Source organism: Nocardia sp. NPDC003963 (genome assembly GCF_053605105.1).
Map to the genome: position 1 here is coordinate 130,239 of NZ_JBSGIP010000005.1, position 17,644 is coordinate 147,882.

The following is a 17,644-nucleotide window of genomic DNA, read 5'->3' on the forward strand; positions in this document are numbered from 1 at the left end:
ATGACTCCTCCGGGGTCGGCCCGTCCTATCGGTTGAACGCGCTACCCACCCGGCGCGACCGACCGGAAGGACCCGGACATGACCACCGCCGACTCCACCACCGCTTTCTCCGACGACGTCACCGGCCGTCGCGGCACGATCGGCAATCGCGCCCTGTGGGCCCTGCAGATCCTGCTCGGCCTGTTCTTCGTCATCGCCTCGGGCGGGCCCAAACTCGTGATGCCCAACGCCTTGGCCGAGAACGCCCCCGAGAACCTGACCATCCCCTTCGCGCTGCTCATCTTCATCGGAGTGGCCGAGGTCGCCGGTGGTATCGGCCTGATGGTGCCCCGGCTGTGTGCCCTCGCCGCCGCGGGGCTGTCGGTGCTGACCGTACTCGCCGCCGGGACACAGGCTTTCATCGCCGACAAACCGGCGATGGGGATCTTCCCGCTGGTACTCGCCGTGATCTTCGCCTGGATCGCCTACGTACGCCGCGGTACTCTCACCGATCTGCGTAACTCGCTGTCACGGTGACATATCGACAACGTACGGCCGGTGATCGGTGCGAACCACCGATCACCGGCCGTACGTTGTCCGGTCCATTCCTTCGGGTACACAACGGTCGGTGTACCCGAAGGGGCGGGTATTCCTCGTGCCGAGGCCGCCTGTCGGCGTCAGAGCGATTTCACCCAGTTGGAGAGCAGTTGCGCACCGGCGTCACCCGATTTCTCCGGATGGAACTGCGTCGCCGAGAGCGCACCGTTCTCCACCGCGGCCAGGAATCGGCCGGTGCCGTACTCACACCAGGTCAGCCGGGGTGCGGCGAGATGATCGCTCGGTGGCAGTTCCCAGGTGCGGGCGGCATAGGTGTGTACGAAATAGAACCGGGTGGTGGGGTCCATCCCGGCGAAGAGCACGCTGTCCCCGGGCGCGGAGACGGTGTTCCAGCCCATATGCGGTAGGACCGGCGCCTCCAGCTTGTCCACGGTGCCCGGCCACTCTCCGCAGCCCTCGGTCTCCACCCCGAACTCCACCCCGCGGTCGAACAGGATCTGCATACCGACGCAGATACCCAGCACCGGCCGCCCGCCGGCCAGCCGCTGACCGATGATCCGTTCCCCGCGTACCGCGCGCAACCCGGCCATACAGGCGGCGAACGCGCCCACCCCGGGTACCACCAGCCCATCGGCGGCGAGCGCCGCCTCGGGATCGGCCGTCACCTCCACCCGCGCCCCCGCCCGGACCAGCGCCCGCTCAGCGGAATGCAAATTGCCGGACCCATAATCCAACAACACCACCGACGTCATAGTGCGACCTCCGTAGGGAATGCATGCGGTCCGCGGAGGCCGTAGCGAAGGCGGAGGTATCGCATCACAGTGCGACCGAGTACATGCCGTCCACGGAGGTATCGCAGCGACGTTCTTCCGCCAGATGAAATGCCTGTGGAAGCGGAGGCCGTAGCGAAGGCGGAGGTATCGCAGTATCGCATCACAGCGCCCCCTTCGTCGACGGCACACCCTGCACCCGTGGGTCCGGCTCCACGGCGGCGCGCAACGCGCGAGCCACCGCCTTGTACTCGGCTTCGGTCACATGATGCTGGTCGCGGCCGTAGAGCACCCGGATATGCAACGCGATCCGGGCATTGAGGGCGATCGATTCGAAGACGTGCCGGTTGAGCACCGTCGAATACGGTGCGCCGGGATCGTTGCGGCCCCGGACCGGCGCCCCGGGGATCACGGTGTGCAGCAGATGATCCGGTTCGCCGGTGTGCACGCAGTAGGGCCGTCCGGAGATATCCACCGCGGCGTGTGCCAGGGTCTCGTCCATCGGGATGTAGGCGTCACCGAACCGGCGGATACCCTTCTTGTCGCCGAGCGCCTGCCCGAGCGCCTGCCCGAACACGATCGCGGTGTCCTCGACGGTGTGGTGGGCCTCGATCTCGATATCGCCGTCCGCCCGCACCGTCAGGTCGAAACTCGCGTGGGCGCCGAGCGCGGTGAGCATATGGTCGTAGAACGGGACACCGGTGGATATATCGGTTTTCCCGGTGCCGTCCAGGTTCAGATCCACCACAATGCTGGATTCCTTGGTGGTGCGCTCCACCCGCGCGGTTCGGTTCATACTCACTTCCGTCTCGGTGATCAGCGCTGTGCTGTCGGTTCGGTGGCGGCCAGTTTCGCGCTGACCCGCAGGAATTCGTCGTTCTCGGCGGCCAACCCGATGGTGACGCGCAGATAGCCGCCGATCCCGACATCACGGATCAGCACACCTTCGTCCAGATAGTGCTGCCAGGCGCCGGCCGCGTTCTCGAACTTGCCGAACAGCAGGAAGTTCGCGTCACTGGGCACCACCTCGTACCCCATCTCGGCCAATGCCCGGGCGACCCGATCGCGCTGGGCGGCCAGTTCGGCGACACTGCCCAGGGTTTCGTCGGCATGCCGTAGCGCGGCCCGCGCCGCCGCCTGGGTCACCACCGAGAGGTGGTACGGCAGCCGCACCAGCAGTAGTGCGTCGACAACCGCCGGGGCGGCGACGAGATAGCCGAGGCGGCCGCCCGCGAACGCGAACGCCTTGCTCATCGTCCGGCTGACGACCAGCTTCGCCGGATAGCGGTCGATCAGCCCGATGGCGCTGGGCGTCGCGGAGAACTCGGCGTAGGCCTCGTCGACGATCACGATTCCGGGTGCCGCGTCGAGGATCCGGGCGAGGTCCCCGGGCGCGATACTGTGCCCGGTGGGGTTGTTCGGACTGGTCACGAACACCACATCGGGGCGGCGTTCGGCGACGGCGGCCAGGGCGGCGTCGATATCGATGGCGAAATCGGCGCCTCGCTTCGCCTCTACCCATTCGGTATCGATGCCCTCGGAGATGATCGGATGCATCGAATACGACGGGACGAAGCCCAGTGCTCGCCGGCCGGGCCCGCCGAAGGCCTGCAGCAACTGCTGCAGGATCTCGTTGGATCCGTTGGCCGCCCACACATTGGCCGTATCGACCGCGAATCCGGTCTGCCGGGTGAGGTAGGCGGCGAGGTCGGTGCGCAGGGCCACCGCGTCGCGGTCTGGGTAGCGGTGCAGATCCGCGGCCGCGGCCCGGACGGCCGCGGCCACCTCGTCGACCAGCGCCCGGCTCGGCGGATGCGGATTCTCGTTGGTGTTGAGCTGGACCGGAACGCTGAGTTGCGGTGCGCCGTACGGGGATTTGCCCCGTAGGTTCTCGCGCAGTGGTAGCGCGTCGAGCCCGATGGCGGACCCGGGAACAGCGGTCGCGCCGGTCGCCGCGCTGTCGGAAGTGGTCACGACAGCGCCTCGAAACGCGCGCGAACGGCCTGCCCGTGCGCGGGCAGATCCTCGGCATCGGCCAGCGCGACCACATGTCCGGCGACGTCCTTCAGCGCCGATTCGCTGTATTCCACGATGTGGATTCCGCGCAGGAAGGTCTGCACGCTGAGGCCCGACGAGTGCCGGGCACAGCCGGCCGTGGGCAGAACGTGATTGGAGCCGGCGCAGTAGTCGCCGAGACTCACCGGGGCGTAGGGGCCCACGAAGATGGCACCCGCGCTGCGTACCCGCGCGGCCACGGCCGCGGCGTCGGCGGTCTGGATCTCCAGGTGTTCGGCGGCATAGGCGTTGACCACCCGCAGGCCCTGATCGATATCGTCGACCAGCACGGTCCCCGACTGGGTGCCGGTCAGCGCGGTGGTGACCCGGTCGGCGTGCTTCACCACGGTCAGTTGCGTGGTGAGCGCGGCGTCCACCGCGTCGGCGAGTTCGGGGCTGTCGGTCACCAGCACACTGGCGGCGAGCACATCGTGCTCGGCCTGGCTGATGAGGTCGGCTGCCACGTGCACCGGATCGGCGGTGGCGTCGGCCAGTACGGCGATCTCGGTCGGACCCGCCTCGGCGTCGATGCCGACCAGGCCGCGGCACAGCCGTTTGGCGGCGGTGACGTAGATATTGCCGGGGCCGGTGATCAGATCGACCGGCAGCAGATCGGCGCCGTCGGTATCGGTACCGCCGTAGGACAGCAGCGCGACCGCCTGCGCACCGCCGACCGCCCACACTTCCTCCACACCCAGCAGCCGGGCGGCGGCCAGGACGGTCGGATGCGGAAGCCCGCCGAACTGCTGTTGCGGTGGCGAGGCCACCACCAGCGAGTCCACCCCGGCGGTCTGGGCCGGGACCACGTTCATCACGACGCTGGACGGATACACCGCGTTACCGCCGGGCACGTACAAACCGACCCGCTCCACCGGAACCCAGCGTTCGGTCACGGTCCCGCCGGCCACCACCTCGGTGGTGGTATCGGTGCGCCGCTGATCGGCGTGGACGGCCCGCGTCCGTTCGATCGCGACCTCGAGCGCGGTGCGTACCGCCGGATCGAGTTCGTCCAGGGCCGCGGCCAGCCGGTCCGCCGGGACCCGGACGGATTCCGGGGTGACTCCGTCGAATTTCGCGCCGAATTCCAGCGCAGCGGCCGCGCCGCGATCGCGCACGGCCTCGACGACGGGCCGCACCTGATGGAGTACCGAGTCCACATCGACCCCGCCGCGCGGCAGCGCGGTGCGCAACTGCGCGGTAGTGGGAGTGCGACCGCGTAGATCGACGCGGGCGAGCTCGATACGGGATGTCATGGTGGTTCCGGTCCTTGTCTTCGGCCTGGCTACATCAGCACAAGGTGCCGTACCAGCCTAATCGGTGCTGTCGGGCGGAGCCCATCCGCCGCCCGCGCACGGCCGGAGCGGCGGCGGGGTACGTCGCGGTTTGTCCGCGGGTGGCTGGTTGTGTGGTGGGGGGATGTGGACGCACACGGCCGGGGCGACCGCGGAGGTACGCCGACCGTGTATTCGCGTAGTCGGTGATCAGGAGGTTCTCGTGTAGATGAAATCGAGCTCGTGATCCCAGTGGCGCGGGTCCAGTTCGGAGTTCGAGCGCTCCCAGGTGGCGCGGAATGTGTTTCCCGTCTCGTCCAGGTTCCCGGTGAACCGCTGGGAATGGCCGGGCGCATCGCGCCAGACCCGCCACAGCGGTCCGTCGAAGGCGCCCTGGTAAACGCGGTGTTCACCGTACTGGTCGTAGTGCAGGATGACGAGGTGATCCTGGTACAGATCGTCGGCGCCGACGAGCCACGTCCAGCTGATCCCGGGATCCGGGACCGTGTAGCGGACCACCAGGAATCGCACGCCGGGCATCCACTCGATCGCCGTATGCCCGGTGATATCGGGGTGCAGGCTGTTGGTCGTCGTCCATTCACCGACCATCCTGGCCATCGCGTCCAGTGCCGATTCGGTCATCTGCGCGTCTCCCATCGATGGGCGAACTCGAACGTTCAGCTGCAGCGGCGACGCAGTTCCGGGACCCCCTCGCCCTCGAACTCGTCGAGGACTACCGGACGGCCCACCATCGCCAACGCTAGCGCCTCACCCCGGCCCCGTACGGGAGGACTGTATCCCTTGACCCAGTCGAAATCTGTCGCGACGAACTGTAACCCCTTCGTATACCGCCACGGGTGGGCGAACGGGTCGGGCCGGGCGTACCTCCGCCTCTGCTCCGGCCGTGCGTGTCCACATACCGACCCTCCGTGCGGACCGCCATCCGGCCGCTCACCTCGTCGAGCACGGCCCGTAGCCGATCGGCCGGTATCTCCCTGGTCCGGCCGAGTGGCCGGCGGATGTCCTGCTGGTGGACGAACAGATCGACCGGGTCGAGGCGGGGCCACCACCGCGATACCGAACCCGGTGCCGCGACCATGCGCGACGAGCTCTCGGACCCGCCAGCCGATGCACAGGGTGGGTGTATCCCGATCCGCCTCGGACAGCTCTCCGAGCAGGGCGATCATCTCGGCGCGCTCATCGGCGAACTTCCCCGGATACTCTTGCCGCACACCATAATCCGGTCGTGCTCCGGTGTCCCGGGGCACGACCGCCGGTCAGTGGGTATCGCTGTCGATCAGCAGAGTGCCGCCGGAGCTGATGATCCGCAGCGTCGGATTGCTGGTCTGGCCCCCGTAACTGAGGTTGTTCACCCGCATATCCACCGAGCCGTCGGGGTTGTTGCCCTTGTACGCCTCGATGCGGCTGAAGTTCTGCACGGTCCGGGTCGACCAGTACTGCTGGAACTCCTGCTGACTGCCGTACGCCTGCTGCGCGGCCGGGGTGAGCAGCGACCACGAACCGGCGGGGTCGAGATAGAACTGCTCGATCAGCTGACCGGCCTGGACCCATTCGACCGAACCGGTGCTGGGAGTCGACCCCAGCGCGGGGCTGTTCGCGGCGGGGATATCGGGCGAATTCGAGACGGTGGCGCTGGTCGAGGTATCGGCCTGCGCGGAGCCGCCGTCCCCGGAATCGGAGGAGTTGAAGAACAGCACCCCGCCGACGACCGCGGCACCGGCGATACCGCCGATGATCACCGCGCGTTTGACCCCGCCGTTTCCGCCGGATTTGTGTGCGACAGGCTGGGTACTGGTCGGCGGGTGGTTCGCCGACCGGCGTGGCGGGCGGGTGTCCGGGCCGTTGCGTGCACCGGATCGCGGTTCCGGCCGGCGTCGCCGCGGCGCGTCTTCGTCCGGGTTGCCGTATCTGCCCGGCGCGGGGGATTCCATGGTGCTGACCGCGGCGCCGCCGTGGCCGTTGCGGTCGTGGCCGTTGCGATCGAAGGCTTCCCGGGCCGGCACGAAACCGGCATGCTCGGACGCCGCGTTGTCGTAGCCCGCGAAACGGGCCAGCGCTTCCCGGGCCTCGCGCATACTCGGCCGGTCCCGCGGATCCGAGCTGAGCAGGTCGAGTACGAAATCGGTGGCGGGGCCGGCGTTCTGCGGTTCGCTCACCTGGCCGTTGGCCGCCGCGTAGAGCACCTTGAGCGGATTGCCGGACCCGAACGGTGGTTCGCCTTCGAGAGCGTGGAAAAGCGTGGCGCCGAGGGCGAATACATCCGCGGCGGGTGTCGGATCGGAGCCGCGCGCCACCTCCGGCGCCAGATACGCGGCGGTCCCGCAGATCAGGCCGGTTTCGGTCAGGGTCACATCGCCGGTGGCCCGGGAGATACCGAAATCGGTGATCTTGACGGTGCCGTGATCGTCGAGCAGCACATTGCCGGGCTTCACATCGCGGTGCACGATGCCGGCCTGATGCGCCGCGATGAGGGCCGAGGCCACCTGTTCACCGATCCGCGCCACCTGGGACAGCGGTAACGGGCCCTGCGCCGACAGCACCTGCGCCAGGCTGCGGGATTTCATGTACTCCATCACCAGGCACGGATCGCCACCGTGTTCGGTGATATCGAAGACCACAATGGCGTTCGGATGCTGGAACCGGGCCGCATTGCGGGCCTCCCGGGTCGCTCGCTGGCGGAGCACATCGCGCTCCGCGGGCGGCAGACTGGGTTTGATGTGGATCTGCTTGATCGCCACCGACCGTTGCAGACGCTCGTCGACAGCACGCCAGACCACGCCTGTGCCGCCGCTACCAATCTGCTCGACCAGGCGGTAGTGATCCGCGATCAACTGACCGGTATCGATGGCGCCTACTCCGAACCTTCTCGAAATCGTGACATGCCGCGTCCTTGACCACTCACGCGTTCGGGACGAGTGTAGCGGGCACCTCGACCGCCCCAGTGGGTGATGTCACCTTAACGGGCTCCCGGTCGCCGGGCCGCGGGGGCCGGGCGATCCGTCCGGACGTGCCGCCGGGTCCGGGCGAACAGTGGGCAACCAGCGGCTGCGCGAGGAGCCGGCGGTGGCGCGCGTACGGCGAATGAGCCTCGCCGGACCGCACCTACTAGGCTGTTCCGAGTGAGTCTTGTGCTACTGCCCGCTGTCGATGTCGCCAATGGAGAGGCCGTCCGCCTGGTACAGGGCGCGGCGGGCAGCGAAACCAGTTACGGTTCGCCCCGTGACGCGGCGCTCGCCTGGCAGGAGTCGGGGGCGCAGTGGGTGCATCTGGTCGATCTGGACGCGGCCTTCGGCCGCGGGTCCAATCGGGAACTGCTCGCCGCGGTCGTCGGTGAACTGGATGTCGCTGTCGAACTGTCCGGTGGCATCCGGGACGACGAATCGCTGAAAGCCGCCATGGCGACCGGCTGCGCCCGGGTCAACCTCGGAACCGCCGCGCTGGAGGACCCGCAGTGGTGTGCCCGGGCCATCGCCGAGTACGGCGAGCGGGTCGCGGTCGGCCTGGATGTGCAGAAGGTCGACGGTGAGTACCGGCTGCGCGGGCGCGGCTGGGTCAGTGACGGCGGCGATCTGTGGGAGGTGCTCGAGCGGTTGGAGCGCGACGGCTGCTCCCGCTACGTCGTCACCGATGTCACCAAGGACGGCACCCTCACCGGCCCGAATCTGGATCTGCTGCGCGAGGTGTGCATGGCCACCGAGGCGCCGGTGATCGCCTCCGGCGGCGTCTCGGCGCTCGCGGACCTGACCGCGATCGCCGAGCTGGTACCCGACGGTGTGGAGGGCGCGATCGTGGGCAAAGCCCTGTACGCGGGCCGGTTCACCCTCCCCGAGGCGCTGGCCGCCGTCCGTTGAATCGCGAAGATCGGGGGCCGAGGCGATGACCGGGGCAGAGACCGAACTGGCCACACTGCTGGCCACCGCCGCCGAGGTCCTCGACGGTGTGAGCGCACGTTTTCTCGAGGGCCGGGGCGCGCCCAGCGCGGTGGCCAAGGGGTCACGGGATTTCGCGACCGAACTGGACCTCGAACTCGAACGCACCATTTCCGGCCGGCTGCTCGACCGGACCGGTATCGAGGTGCACGGTGAGGAATTCGGTGGTCCCGCGCTCACCAGCGGCACCGCCTGGGTCCTGGACCCCATCGACGGCACCTTCAACTATTCGAACGGGCATCCGCTCACCGGCACCCTGCTGGCACTGGTCCGTGACGGGGAACCGGTCCTGGGTCTCGCCTGGTTCCCGCCGCTGGGGCGCCGGTACGCCGCGATGACGGGCGGCCCGCTGCTGCTCGACGGAAAACCGCAGCCGCCGCTGGCGCCGGTCGTACTCGACGAGGCGATGATCGGGTTCGGTGCTTTCAACATCGAATCCACCGGCCGGGTCCCGGGTCTGTTCCGGCACCGCGTCCTCGGCGCGCTCAGCGCATTGTCCTCCCGGGTCCGGATGCACGGGTCCACCGGAATAGATCTCGCCTTCACCGCGGAGGGCACCCTCGGCGGGGCCATCGTCTTCGGCCACCACCCGTGGGACAACGCCGCGGGCGCGCTCATGGTGCGTTGCGCGGGTGGTGTGGTCACCGATCTCGAGGGGATGGACTGGACCATCGAATCCGGTTCGGTGCTGGCCGCCGCTCCAGGGGTACACGCCGAGCTGCTCGATATGATCGCCGCGACCCGGGGCAGCGGGTACACCGCTGTCTCCGATCGCGTGGATACGGCCGGACCTCGCGGTGCGGAGAACTCATGATGCGATACCGCGATTCCTCCGCCTTCGCTACGGCCTCCGCGGATCGTGTGTATCGGTTCGGAGGAGGGTGTATGTATGGCTCCGGCTCGGCTGCGATCTCCGTGGGGCGGCTCGTATCGGCTTCGACGAGGGACTCGTAATGCGGTACCTCCGCCTCGGCTGCGGTCTTCGCGGATCACTTGTGCCGGTTCGGAGAACCTACGCATGAGGCGGTTCGTCCACCGGCGGTGCGGTCTCCGCAGGCCGCATCGATCATCTTCGACGAGGGACTTGTGATGCTTGCTACGCGTGTTATTCCCTGCCTGGATGTCGATTCCGGGCGGGTGGTCAAGGGGGTCAATTTCCAGAACCTCCGCGATGCCGGGGATCCCGTACAACTCGCCGCGGCCTACGACGCCCAGGGCGCCGACGAACTCACCTTTCTCGATGTCACCGCCTCCAGCGGCGATCGCGGCACCATGCTCGATGTGGTGACCCGTACCGCCGAACAGATCTTCATTCCGCTCACGGTCGGCGGCGGTGTCCGCACGGTCGAGGATGTGGATCGGTTGTTGCGCGCCGGCGCCGACAAAGTATCGGTCAACACCGCCGCCATCGCGCGGCCCGAGGTGCTGCACGAGATGTCACAGCGGTTCGGTTCCCAGTGCATCGTCCTGTCGGTCGATGCGCGCACCGTGCCGGAGGGCGAGCCGGCGACTCCGTCGGGCTGGGAGGTCACCACCCACGGTGGGCGGCGCGGTACCGGAATCGATGCCGTCGAATGGGCGATCCGCGGCGCGGAACTCGGGGTGGGGGAGATCCTGCTCAACTCGATGGACGCCGACGGCACCAAGACTGGGTTCGATATCCGGATGATCGAGGCGGTACGCGCCGCGGTGTCCATTCCGGTGATCGCCTCGGGCGGCGCCGGTGCGGTAGCGCATTTCGCCCCGGCCGTACGGGCGGGCGCGGACGCTGTACTCGCCGCCAGCGTCTTCCATTTCGGCGATCTGACCATCCCACAGGTGAAGGACGCCATGCGCGCGGCAGATCTGGTGGTGCGGTGATGAGCGAGACCCTCGATCCGGCGATCGCGGCCCGGCTCAAACGCAACGAGGCGGGTCTGGTGGCCGCCGTCGCCCAGGAGCGATCGACCGGTGCGGTGCTGATGATGGCCTGGATGGACGACGAAGCCCTGGCCCGCACCCTGGCCACCCGGCGCGCCACCTACTATTCGCGCTCGCGGCAGCAGTACTGGGTCAAGGGGGAGACCTCCGGGCATACGCAGTACGTACACGAGGTCCGGCTGGACTGCGACGGCGATACCGTACTGCTGGTCGTGGATCAGGAGGGCGCCGCCTGCCATACCGGCACCCATACGTGTTTCGATACCGATGTGCTGTTGCCGGTGGAGTAGTTCGTGGACTAGCGCCGGGTATCCGAGCCCGTCGGCTGCCCGGCCCTGCCGAGAACCGTCCCCAGGTGGGTGGTGAGGGTTTCCCCGAGATCGGCCAGCGCGGCGGTCTGCTCGGCGTCCAGACTCTCGAACACCAGCCGACGCACCACGTCCATATAGCCGGGCGCGGCCTCCACCACCTTCTTGTGGCCTTCGTCGGTGAGCAGCGCGAGCACGCCGCGGCGGCCGGTGGTGGCCGTACGGGTCGCCCAGCCCATCCGTTCCAGTTTCGACACCACATGCGAAAGTCTGGATAGCGATGAGTTAGCTCTATGGGCGAGTTCGCTCATCTGCAGTCGCCGGTCCGGCGCTTCCGAGAGCAGTGTGAGTACCCAGTACTCGAAATGAGTGACACCGGATTCTCGCTGCAGGTCTGTGTCGAGAGCGCCCGGCAGGCGGTTCAGTAGTGCGACCACCGCGCGCCAGGCGCGTCCTTCGACAGGGTTCAGCCAATCCGTCACTAGTCCGCCTTCTCTCCACCCCGGCGACGATTGCGGCAGCGGTCGCTCGGCTACAGAGAGTTTGCCACGACTTCGCTCGGTCGTGTGGCATCTCGGAAACGAAGGTGAGTTCACTCACAAGGCCGGGGCAGTGGCCGGTGGATCAGGCTCCGGTTTGCTCGCGCAGGAACTCCAGGGCCTTGTCCGCGTGCACGTTCGCACGCAGTTCACTGCTGATCACGGTGCGTATCCGGCGGTCGGTACCGATCACGAAGGTGTGCCGTTTGACCGGCATGAGCTTGCCCAGCAGACCGCGTTTCACCCCGTACTGCTCGGCAACCGTGCCGTCGGAATCGGAGAGCAGCGGGTAGTCGAGCCGCTGTGCTCCCGCGAATCCGGCCTGTACGTCCACGGCATCGGCACTGATTCCGGCGCAGCCGGCGCCGAGCGCGGCGAATTCGGCGGTGAGATCCCGGAAATGGCACGCTTCGGCGGTGCATACGGGCGTGTTCGCGGCGGGGTAGAAGAACAGGACGAGTGGCCCGTCGGCAACCAGGGCCTCGAGGGAGCGCACTGTGCCGGTCTGATCCGGGAGTTCGAACGCGGGGGCGAGCTGGCCGATCTGCATACCCGGACAGTACCTGCGGCGGCGGGTCGCGCGGGGTGCGTCGCGACGCCGGGGAGCGGAGCTGGAATGATGATACGAATGCACGGCGCGCACACTCCCGCGACTACTTCCCGCGAACGATTCCTCGAACTCGCCGCCGAACACCGGGTCGTCCCGGTGACCCGGAAGGTGCTGGCGGATTCGGAGACTCCGCTGTCGGCCTATCGCAAACTGGCCGGTGACCGCGCGGGAACCTTCCTGTTCGAATCGGCGGAGAACGGCCGATCGTGGTCGCGCTGGTCGTTCATCGGCGCGGGCAGCCCATCCGCGCTCACCGCGGTGGACGGTGCCGCGACCTGGCTCGGCGCCACCCCCGCGGGCGCGCCGTCGGGCGGCGACCCGCTCGACGCGCTGCACGAAACCCTCGAACTACTGCGTACCGAACGACTGCCCGGTCTGCCTCCGCTCACCGGTGGCATGGTCGGTTATCTCGGCTACGACGCGGTCCGTCGGATGGAACGGCTGCCCGAACAGGCCCTCGACGATCTACGGCTGCCGGAGATGGTGCTCCTGCTGGCCACCGATCTGGCCGCGTTCGATCATCACGAAGGCGCGATCACACTGATCGCCAACGCCGTGAACTGGAACGGCACCTCCGAGAACGTCGACGCGGCCTACGACGACGCCGTGGCCCGGCTGGACCGGATGACCGCCGCGCTGGCCGCGCCCGCGGCCTCCACGGTCTCGGTGTTCGACCAGCCCGAACCGCAGTTCCGGCGGGCCCGCACCCCCGGTGAATTCGGGGCGGGGGTGCGCCGCCTGGTCTCGGAGATCGAGGCCGGGGAGGCCTTCCAGGTGGTGCTCTCGCAGCGGTTCGAGATGGACTACGGCGGCGCCCCCATCGACCTCTACCGCATGCTGCGCGCGGCCAATCCCAGTCCGTACATGTTCCTGTTGCACATCCCGGACGGAGCCGGCGAGACCGCGTTCTCCATCGTCGGGTCCAGTCCCGAGGCGCTGGTGGCGGTGCAGGACGGGGTCGCGACCACCCACCCGATCGCGGGTACCCGGTGGCGCGGGGCCACCGAGGAGGACGATCTGCTGCTCGAGAAGGGGCTGCTGGCCGACGAGAAAGAGAACGCCGAGCATTTGATGCTGGTCGATCTCGGCCGCAACGATCTGGGCCGGGTGTGTGTGCCGGGCACCGTGCGGGTGACCGAATACCGGCACGTCGAGCGGTACAGCCATGTGATGCACCTGGTATCCACGGTCACCGGGCGGCTCGCTCCGGGCAAGATCGCGCTGGACGCGGTCCGCGCCTGTTTCCCGGCGGGCACGCTGTCCGGGGCGCCGAAGGTCCGGGCGATGCAGTTGATCGAAGAACTCGAGCCGACCCGGCGCGGGGTCTACGGCGGCGTGGTCGGGTATCTCGATTTCGCCGGTGACGCAGATACCGCGATCGCGATCCGTACCGCCCTGTTGAAGGACGGCACCGCCTATGTGCAGGCGGGTGCCGGAGTGGTCGCCGATTCGGAAGCCGAATACGAGGACACCGAATCCCGGAACAAGGCGATGGCGGTGCTGCGCGCGGTGGCCGCCGCCGAGACCGTGCGGGCTTTCGACGACGAAGCCGACGCCGACGAAGGGACCGATGCCGGTGAACCGGATCGGGAAGCGGCGTCCGTTCCCGGCGGCAGCGCATGACGGCGGACGAACCCGCGTCCGAACCGGTACGTGGCTCCGGCCCCGACGGCGGGGAAACCCCTGCTTCCCCGACCGGCGGCCCGCGACCGGGCCCGGTGGACTGGGGTGACGAGGAACTGCCCACCACCGAATCCACCACACCCGCACCGGGCAGCCGGTATCCGGTGGCCGCGCTCGTCCTGCTGGCCGTGGCCGCGGCCGCGTTGTGGGGGTCGTCGCGGCTGACCTGGGTCACCGTGACCTCGGCGGACGGCCTCACCGAACCCCGTACCGACGAGTTGAACGGTGGTGTGTGGTTCGGTGCGCTGACGCCCCTGGCGCTGGTGCTGCTGGCCGCCGTCGCCGCCGTCCTGGCCACCCGGGGCTGGGTCCGCCGCGTGGTCGGGATCCTGGTCGCGCTGATCGCCGCCGTAACAGCCGTACCGGCTCTGGCGCTGCTCACCGGGTCGGGAGCGACCCGCGAGCGGGCGGCCGTGCTGGCCGAACTACCCGGCCGGGCCGAGGTGCAGGAGTTGACGACGGCACCCGGCTCCGCCGCGCTCGCGATGGCCGGGGCGTTGGCGGCGTTCGGTGCGGGACTGCTGCTCGCCCGGATGCCGGCCGGTACGAAACAGCTCTCCGGAAAGTACGACGCCCCGGCCACGCGTAAGGCCGCGGCGACCCGTGCGGTCCAGGAGGGGGCGTCGGGCGGACCGCTACCGGAACGCGTGCTGTGGGACGCCCTGGACGCCGGTGCCGACCCGACCGACCCCGCGGATTCGGAATCGGAGCGGAAGCCGGGCGGCCCGCGGGACACGCCCGACGACACACCGGACACGCCCGCTACCCATTCCGATCCGTCCGGAAACATCGAAAACGGGCGTGCGCAGGCCGGGAAGCGGCCCGATGCGGCCGGAAAAGCCGGTGCCGAGGAATCCGGCGACGCCCCCTAGCAGGTCGGCCGGGGCGGGGTGACCCGCCCCCGGCGTCACAGCTCCGCGCCCTTCCATTTACTCTTGTTCAGCATCGGTGAGACATCGCCTGGGGGAGTCCTTCAGGCAATAACTCGCGTCTCCCCAGAAAGGATTCGAGCCAGATGACGGTACTCGACTCGATTCTCGACGGGGTCCGCTCGGATGTAGCCGCTCGGGAAGCGGTGCTGGACTTCCCTGCGGTGAAGGCAGCGGCCGCCGCCGCGATGCCGCCGCTCGATGCGAAGGCAGCGCTTCTCGAAGACGGTATCGGCGTGATCGCCGAGGTCAAGCGGGCCAGCCCTTCCAAGGGGGCACTCGCCGAGATCATCGATCCGGCCAGCCTCGCCAAGGCCTACGAGGACGGTGGCGCCCGCGTGATCAGCGTGCTCACCGAGGGCCGCCGCTTCCACGGGTCGCTGGACGACCTCGACGCGGTTCGCGCGGCGGTGAACATCCCGGTATTGCGCAAGGACTTCGTCGTCGGCCCGTATCAGATCCACGAGGCCCGCGCCCACGGCGCCGATGTGATCCTGCTGATCGTCGCGGCGCTGGAGCAGGACACGCTGTCCTCGCTCATCGATCGCACCGAATCGCTCGGAATGACCGCGCTGGTCGAGGTACACACCGAGGAGGAGGCCGATCGGGCACTCACCGCGGGTGCCACGGTCATCGGGGTCAACGCCCGCAATCTGAAAACCCTCGAGGTCGACCGGGATTGCTTCTCCCGTATCGCGCCGGGTCTACCCACCGAGGTCATCCGGATCGCCGAATCCGGCGTCCGTGGCACCGCCGATCTGCTCGCCTACGCCGGTGCCGGCGCCGACGCGGTACTGGTCGGTGAAGGGCTGGTCACCAGCGGTGACCCGCGTGCCGCGGTATCCGAACTGGTCACCGCGGGTACGCACCCGTCCTGCCCCAAACCGGCCCGGCGGGGGCGATGATGGCCGGGGGCGGCCCGTCGTCGACCAGTACCCCGCTGCCCGCCGCGAGTCGCGGGGTCGCGCAGCGCAGCGAACACGAGCCCGACGAGGGCGGCCATTTCGGCGTCTACGGCGGCCGGCATGTCCCCGAGGCGCTGATGGCGGTGATCGAGGAGGTCACGGCCGAATACGACAAGGCGCGGCTGGACCCGGACTTCCTCGGCGAACTGGACCGGTTGCAGCGTGACTACACCGGCCGTCCGTCGCCGGTCTTCGAGTGTGCGAATCTGGCCGAGCACGCCGGCGGCGCACGGATCCTGCTCAAACGCGAGGATCTGAACCACACCGGTTCGCACAAGATCAACAATGTGCTGGGTCAGGCACTCCTCGCCAAACGGATGGGCAAGACCCGGATCATCGCCGAAACGGGCGCCGGCCAGCACGGCGTCGCGACCGCCACCGCGTGCGCGCTGCTCGGCCTGGACTGCATCGTCTACATGGGCGCGGTCGATACCGCGCGGCAGGCGCTGAACGTGGCCCGTATGCGGCTGCTCGGCGCGGAGGTCGTCTCGGTGACCCTGGGTTCGCAGACCCTCAAGGACGCGATCAACGAGGCTCTGCGCGACTGGGTGACCAACGCCGACGACACCTACTACTGTTTCGGTACCGCCGCCGGACCCCACCCGTTCCCGGTCATGGTCCGCGATTTCCAGCGCGTCGTCGGACTGGAGGCCCGCGCCCAGGTACAGGCCCTCACCGGGCGGCTGCCCGATGCCGTCACCGCCTGCGTGGGTGGCGGTTCCAATGCGATCGGTATCTTCCACGCCTTCATCGACGATCCCGGCGTCCGGTTGATCGGCTACGAGGCGGCCGGTGACGGTGTGGACACCGGCCGGCACGCCGCCACTTTCGCGGGTGGGTCTCCGGGTGCCTTCCAGGGCGCCTACTCGTACCTCTTGCAGGACGAGGACGGTCAGACCATCGAGTCGCATTCCATCTCCGCCGGCCTCGACTATCCGGGAGTCGGCCCCGAGCACGCCTTCCTCCGGGATACCGGCCGCGCCGAGTACCTGCCGGTGACCGATTCCGCCGCCATGGACGCCCTGCTGCTGCTGAGCCGCGCGGAGGGCATCATCCCGGCCATCGAATCCGCGCACGCGGTCGCGGGCGCGGTGGAACTGGGCCGCGAACTCGGTGAGGGCGCGATCATCCTGGTGAACCTGTCCGGTCGCGGTGACAAGGATATGGACACCGCCGCCCGCTGGTTCGGGCTCTTCGACGATCCGGACACCGGCAAGGAGAACGGTCAGTGAGTTCCGAGTCCCGCCTGGGTGCCACCTTCGCCGCCTGCCGGGCCGAGAACCGGGCCGCGCTCATCGGGTACCTGCCCGCCGGCTATCCGGACCTCGAGGGCTCGCGTCAGGTCGTCCGGGCGATGGTCGAATCCGGTTGCGATATCGTCGAAGTCGGGGTGGCCTACTCCGATCCGGTGATGGACGGGCCCACCATCCAGGCCGCGGCCGAACAGGCGTTGCGCGGCGGGGTCCGGGTACGCGATGTGTTCTCCGTGGTCGAGGCGGTGACCGATGCGGGCGCGCAGGCCGTGGTGATGAGCTACTGGAATCCGGTGCTCAAATACGGTGTCGACCGTTTCGCCCGGGATCTGGCCGCGGCCGGCGGTGCCGGGATCATCACCCCGAATCTCATCCCGGAAGAGGCCGGTGACTGGTTCGCCGCCTCCGACGCCCACTCGCTGGATCGTATCTTCCTGGTCGCCCCGTCCTCCACCGAAGAGCGACTGGCCTCCACCCTCGATGTGACCTCGGGTTTCGTGTACGCGGCATCCACAATGGGCGTCACCGGCGCCCGGGACGCGGTCTCGACCATGGCGCCCGCGCTGTGCGCCCGGATCCGCGAGCACAGCGATATCCCGATCGGGGTGGGCCTCGGCGTGCGCTCGGGGGCGCAGGCCGCCGAGATCGCCGCCTACGCCGACGGTGTGATCGTCGGTTCGGCGCTGGTCTCCGCGGCGGCCACCGGTCTGGACTCGGTCCGCGCGCTGACCGGCGAGCTGGCCGGTGGGGTTCGCTCCGCCGCGGTCGCGTCCTGATCCGAGCCCTGCCGAGGACACACGGGCGGAGCCCGTACTTGCTCGGATAACAGTCTCGACTACGGTGGCCCCGTGACC

General features: G+C 68.8%; 20 protein-coding genes. 11 read left to right on the forward strand and 9 right to left on the reverse strand.

The window, feature by feature from the left end; translation table 11 throughout:
• Positions 1-78: 78 nt before the first annotated feature.
• Positions 79-516: a DoxX family protein gene (locus ACWEWT_RS14160; RefSeq protein WP_452558994.1), complete on the forward strand. Its 438-nt coding sequence runs from the start codon at positions 79-81 to the stop codon at positions 514-516.
• A gap of 140 nt (positions 517-656) precedes the next feature.
• Here the strand turns inward: ACWEWT_RS14160 and hisH are convergent, their stop codons facing one another.
• From hisH to ACWEWT_RS14195, 7 genes are all read right to left on the reverse strand, one after another.
• Positions 657-1,289 carry an imidazole glycerol phosphate synthase subunit HisH gene (gene hisH, locus ACWEWT_RS14165; RefSeq protein WP_452558996.1) on the reverse strand — a complete coding sequence of 211 codons (633 nt, stop codon included), beginning with the start codon at positions 1,287-1,289 and terminating at the stop codon, positions 657-659.
• Positions 1,290-1,470: 181 nt separating this feature from the next.
• Positions 1,471-2,103: an imidazoleglycerol-phosphate dehydratase HisB gene (gene hisB / locus ACWEWT_RS14170; protein ID WP_452558998.1), complete on the reverse strand. Its 633-nt coding sequence runs from the start codon at positions 2,101-2,103 to the stop codon at positions 1,471-1,473.
• Positions 2,104-2,123: 20 nt separating this feature from the next.
• Complete coding sequence (locus ACWEWT_RS14175; RefSeq protein ID WP_452559000.1) at positions 2,124-3,281, reverse strand: histidinol-phosphate transaminase; 1,158 nt, start codon at positions 3,279-3,281, stop codon at positions 2,124-2,126.
• A complete protein-coding gene (hisD, locus tag ACWEWT_RS14180; protein WP_452559002.1) occupies positions 3,278-4,615 on the reverse strand; it encodes a histidinol dehydrogenase in 1,338 nt (445 codons plus the stop codon). The genes ACWEWT_RS14175 and hisD overlap by 4 nt, the downstream gene beginning before the upstream one ends.
• Positions 4,616-4,843: 228 nt before the next feature.
• A complete protein-coding gene (locus tag ACWEWT_RS14185; protein ID WP_452559004.1) occupies positions 4,844-5,275 on the reverse strand; it encodes a hypothetical protein in 432 nt (143 codons plus the stop codon).
• 35 nt (positions 5,276-5,310) lie between these two features.
• Complete coding sequence (locus ACWEWT_RS14190; protein WP_452559006.1) at positions 5,311-5,901, reverse strand: maleylpyruvate isomerase N-terminal domain-containing protein; 591 nt, start codon at positions 5,899-5,901, stop codon at positions 5,311-5,313.
• A gap of 9 nt (positions 5,902-5,910) precedes the next feature.
• The gene (locus ACWEWT_RS14195; RefSeq protein WP_452559007.1) at positions 5,911-7,431 is read right to left on the reverse strand and encodes a serine/threonine-protein kinase; all 1,521 of its coding nucleotides are present in this window, start codon (positions 7,429-7,431) and stop codon (positions 5,911-5,913) included.
• Between ACWEWT_RS14195 and ACWEWT_RS14200 the strand changes: the two genes are divergently transcribed.
• The 5 genes from ACWEWT_RS14200 (at position 7,372) to hisI (ending at position 10,793) form a co-directional block, all read left to right on the forward strand.
• Complete coding sequence (locus ACWEWT_RS14200) at positions 7,372-7,548, forward strand: hypothetical protein (RefSeq protein ID WP_229718726.1); 177 nt, start codon at positions 7,372-7,374, stop codon at positions 7,546-7,548. The two genes, ACWEWT_RS14195 and ACWEWT_RS14200, sit on opposite strands and share 60 nt — an antisense overlap.
• Before the next feature lie 225 nt (positions 7,549-7,773).
• Positions 7,774-8,505 (forward strand): bifunctional 1-(5-phosphoribosyl)-5-((5-phosphoribosylamino)methylideneamino)imidazole-4-carboxamide isomerase/phosphoribosylanthranilate isomerase PriA, encoded by a 732-nt coding sequence (gene priA, locus ACWEWT_RS14205; RefSeq protein ID WP_058856659.1) that lies wholly within the window; start codon positions 7,774-7,776, stop codon positions 8,503-8,505.
• A gap of 25 nt (positions 8,506-8,530) precedes the next feature.
• Positions 8,531-9,397 carry an inositol monophosphatase family protein gene (locus tag ACWEWT_RS14210; protein ID WP_452559009.1) on the forward strand — a complete coding sequence of 289 codons (867 nt, stop codon included), beginning with the start codon at positions 8,531-8,533 and terminating at the stop codon, positions 9,395-9,397.
• A 272-nt stretch (positions 9,398-9,669) separates the two neighbouring features.
• Positions 9,670-10,443: an imidazole glycerol phosphate synthase subunit HisF gene (gene hisF, locus ACWEWT_RS14215; RefSeq protein WP_452559173.1), complete on the forward strand. Its 774-nt coding sequence runs from the start codon at positions 9,670-9,672 to the stop codon at positions 10,441-10,443.
• Positions 10,443-10,793 (forward strand): phosphoribosyl-AMP cyclohydrolase, encoded by a 351-nt coding sequence (hisI, locus tag ACWEWT_RS14220; protein WP_452559010.1) that lies wholly within the window; start codon positions 10,443-10,445, stop codon positions 10,791-10,793. Before hisF ends, hisI begins: the two co-directional genes overlap by 1 nt.
• Positions 10,794-10,801: 8 nt before the next feature.
• On the opposite strand, the gene ACWEWT_RS14225 is transcribed toward hisI, so the two are convergent.
• Both ACWEWT_RS14225 and ACWEWT_RS14230 read right to left on the reverse strand, forming a co-directional pair.
• Positions 10,802-11,293 carry a MarR family winged helix-turn-helix transcriptional regulator gene (locus ACWEWT_RS14225; protein ID WP_452559012.1) on the reverse strand — a complete coding sequence of 164 codons (492 nt, stop codon included), beginning with the start codon at positions 11,291-11,293 and terminating at the stop codon, positions 10,802-10,804.
• A gap of 142 nt (positions 11,294-11,435) precedes the next feature.
• Complete coding sequence (locus ACWEWT_RS14230; protein ID WP_452559013.1) at positions 11,436-11,900, reverse strand: peroxiredoxin; 465 nt, start codon at positions 11,898-11,900, stop codon at positions 11,436-11,438.
• A gap of 78 nt (positions 11,901-11,978) precedes the next feature.
• Between ACWEWT_RS14230 and ACWEWT_RS14235 the strand changes: the two genes are divergently transcribed.
• The 5 genes from ACWEWT_RS14235 (at position 11,979) to trpA (ending at position 17,566) form a co-directional block, all read left to right on the forward strand.
• On the forward strand, positions 11,979-13,583 hold the full coding sequence (locus ACWEWT_RS14235; RefSeq protein ID WP_452559175.1) for an anthranilate synthase component I: 1,605 nt from the start codon (positions 11,979-11,981) through the stop codon (positions 13,581-13,583).
• Positions 13,580-14,515 carry a TIGR02234 family membrane protein gene (locus ACWEWT_RS14240; RefSeq protein ID WP_452559014.1) on the forward strand — a complete coding sequence of 312 codons (936 nt, stop codon included), beginning with the start codon at positions 13,580-13,582 and terminating at the stop codon, positions 14,513-14,515. The genes ACWEWT_RS14235 and ACWEWT_RS14240 overlap by 4 nt, the downstream gene beginning before the upstream one ends.
• A 143-nt stretch (positions 14,516-14,658) precedes the next feature.
• The gene (trpC, locus tag ACWEWT_RS14245; RefSeq protein ID WP_452559015.1) at positions 14,659-15,477 is read left to right on the forward strand and encodes an indole-3-glycerol phosphate synthase TrpC; all 819 of its coding nucleotides are present in this window, start codon (positions 14,659-14,661) and stop codon (positions 15,475-15,477) included.
• On the forward strand, positions 15,474-16,769 hold the full coding sequence (gene trpB, locus ACWEWT_RS14250) for a tryptophan synthase subunit beta (protein ID WP_452559017.1): 1,296 nt from the start codon (positions 15,474-15,476) through the stop codon (positions 16,767-16,769). Before trpC ends, trpB begins: the two co-directional genes overlap by 4 nt.
• The gene (gene trpA / locus ACWEWT_RS14255; protein WP_452559018.1) at positions 16,766-17,566 is read left to right on the forward strand and encodes a tryptophan synthase subunit alpha; all 801 of its coding nucleotides are present in this window, start codon (positions 16,766-16,768) and stop codon (positions 17,564-17,566) included. The genes trpB and trpA overlap by 4 nt, the downstream gene beginning before the upstream one ends.
• Positions 17,567-17,644: the final 78 nt, after the last annotated feature.

Excerpts from the sequence above, each read along its gene's own strand:
- ACWEWT_RS14160 (WP_452558994.1), top strand. The coding sequence starts at position 79 with ATGACCACCGCCGACTCCACCACCGCTTTCTCCGACGACGTCACCGGC.
- hisH (WP_452558996.1), bottom strand. The coding sequence starts at position 1,289 with ATGACGTCGGTGGTGTTGTTGGATTATGGGTCCGGCAATTTGCATTCC.
- hisB (WP_452558998.1), bottom strand. The coding sequence starts at position 2,103 with ATGAACCGAACCGCGCGGGTGGAGCGCACCACCAAGGAATCCAGCATT.
- hisD (WP_452559002.1), bottom strand. The coding sequence starts at position 4,615 with ATGACATCCCGTATCGAGCTCGCCCGCGTCGATCTACGCGGTCGCACT.
- ACWEWT_RS14185 (WP_452559004.1), bottom strand. The coding sequence starts at position 5,275 with ATGACCGAATCGGCACTGGACGCGATGGCCAGGATGGTCGGTGAATGG.
- ACWEWT_RS14210 (WP_452559009.1), top strand. The coding sequence starts at position 8,531 with ATGACCGGGGCAGAGACCGAACTGGCCACACTGCTGGCCACCGCCGCC.
- hisI (WP_452559010.1), top strand. The coding sequence starts at position 10,443 with ATGAGCGAGACCCTCGATCCGGCGATCGCGGCCCGGCTCAAACGCAAC.
- ACWEWT_RS14230 (WP_452559013.1), bottom strand. The coding sequence starts at position 11,900 with ATGCAGATCGGCCAGCTCGCCCCCGCGTTCGAACTCCCGGATCAGACC.
- ACWEWT_RS14235 (WP_452559175.1), top strand. The coding sequence starts at position 11,979 with ATGCACGGCGCGCACACTCCCGCGACTACTTCCCGCGAACGATTCCTC.
- ACWEWT_RS14240 (WP_452559014.1), top strand. The coding sequence starts at position 13,580 with ATGACGGCGGACGAACCCGCGTCCGAACCGGTACGTGGCTCCGGCCCC.
- trpC (WP_452559015.1), top strand. The coding sequence starts at position 14,659 with ATGACGGTACTCGACTCGATTCTCGACGGGGTCCGCTCGGATGTAGCC.
- trpB (WP_452559017.1), top strand. The coding sequence starts at position 15,474 with ATGATGGCCGGGGGCGGCCCGTCGTCGACCAGTACCCCGCTGCCCGCC.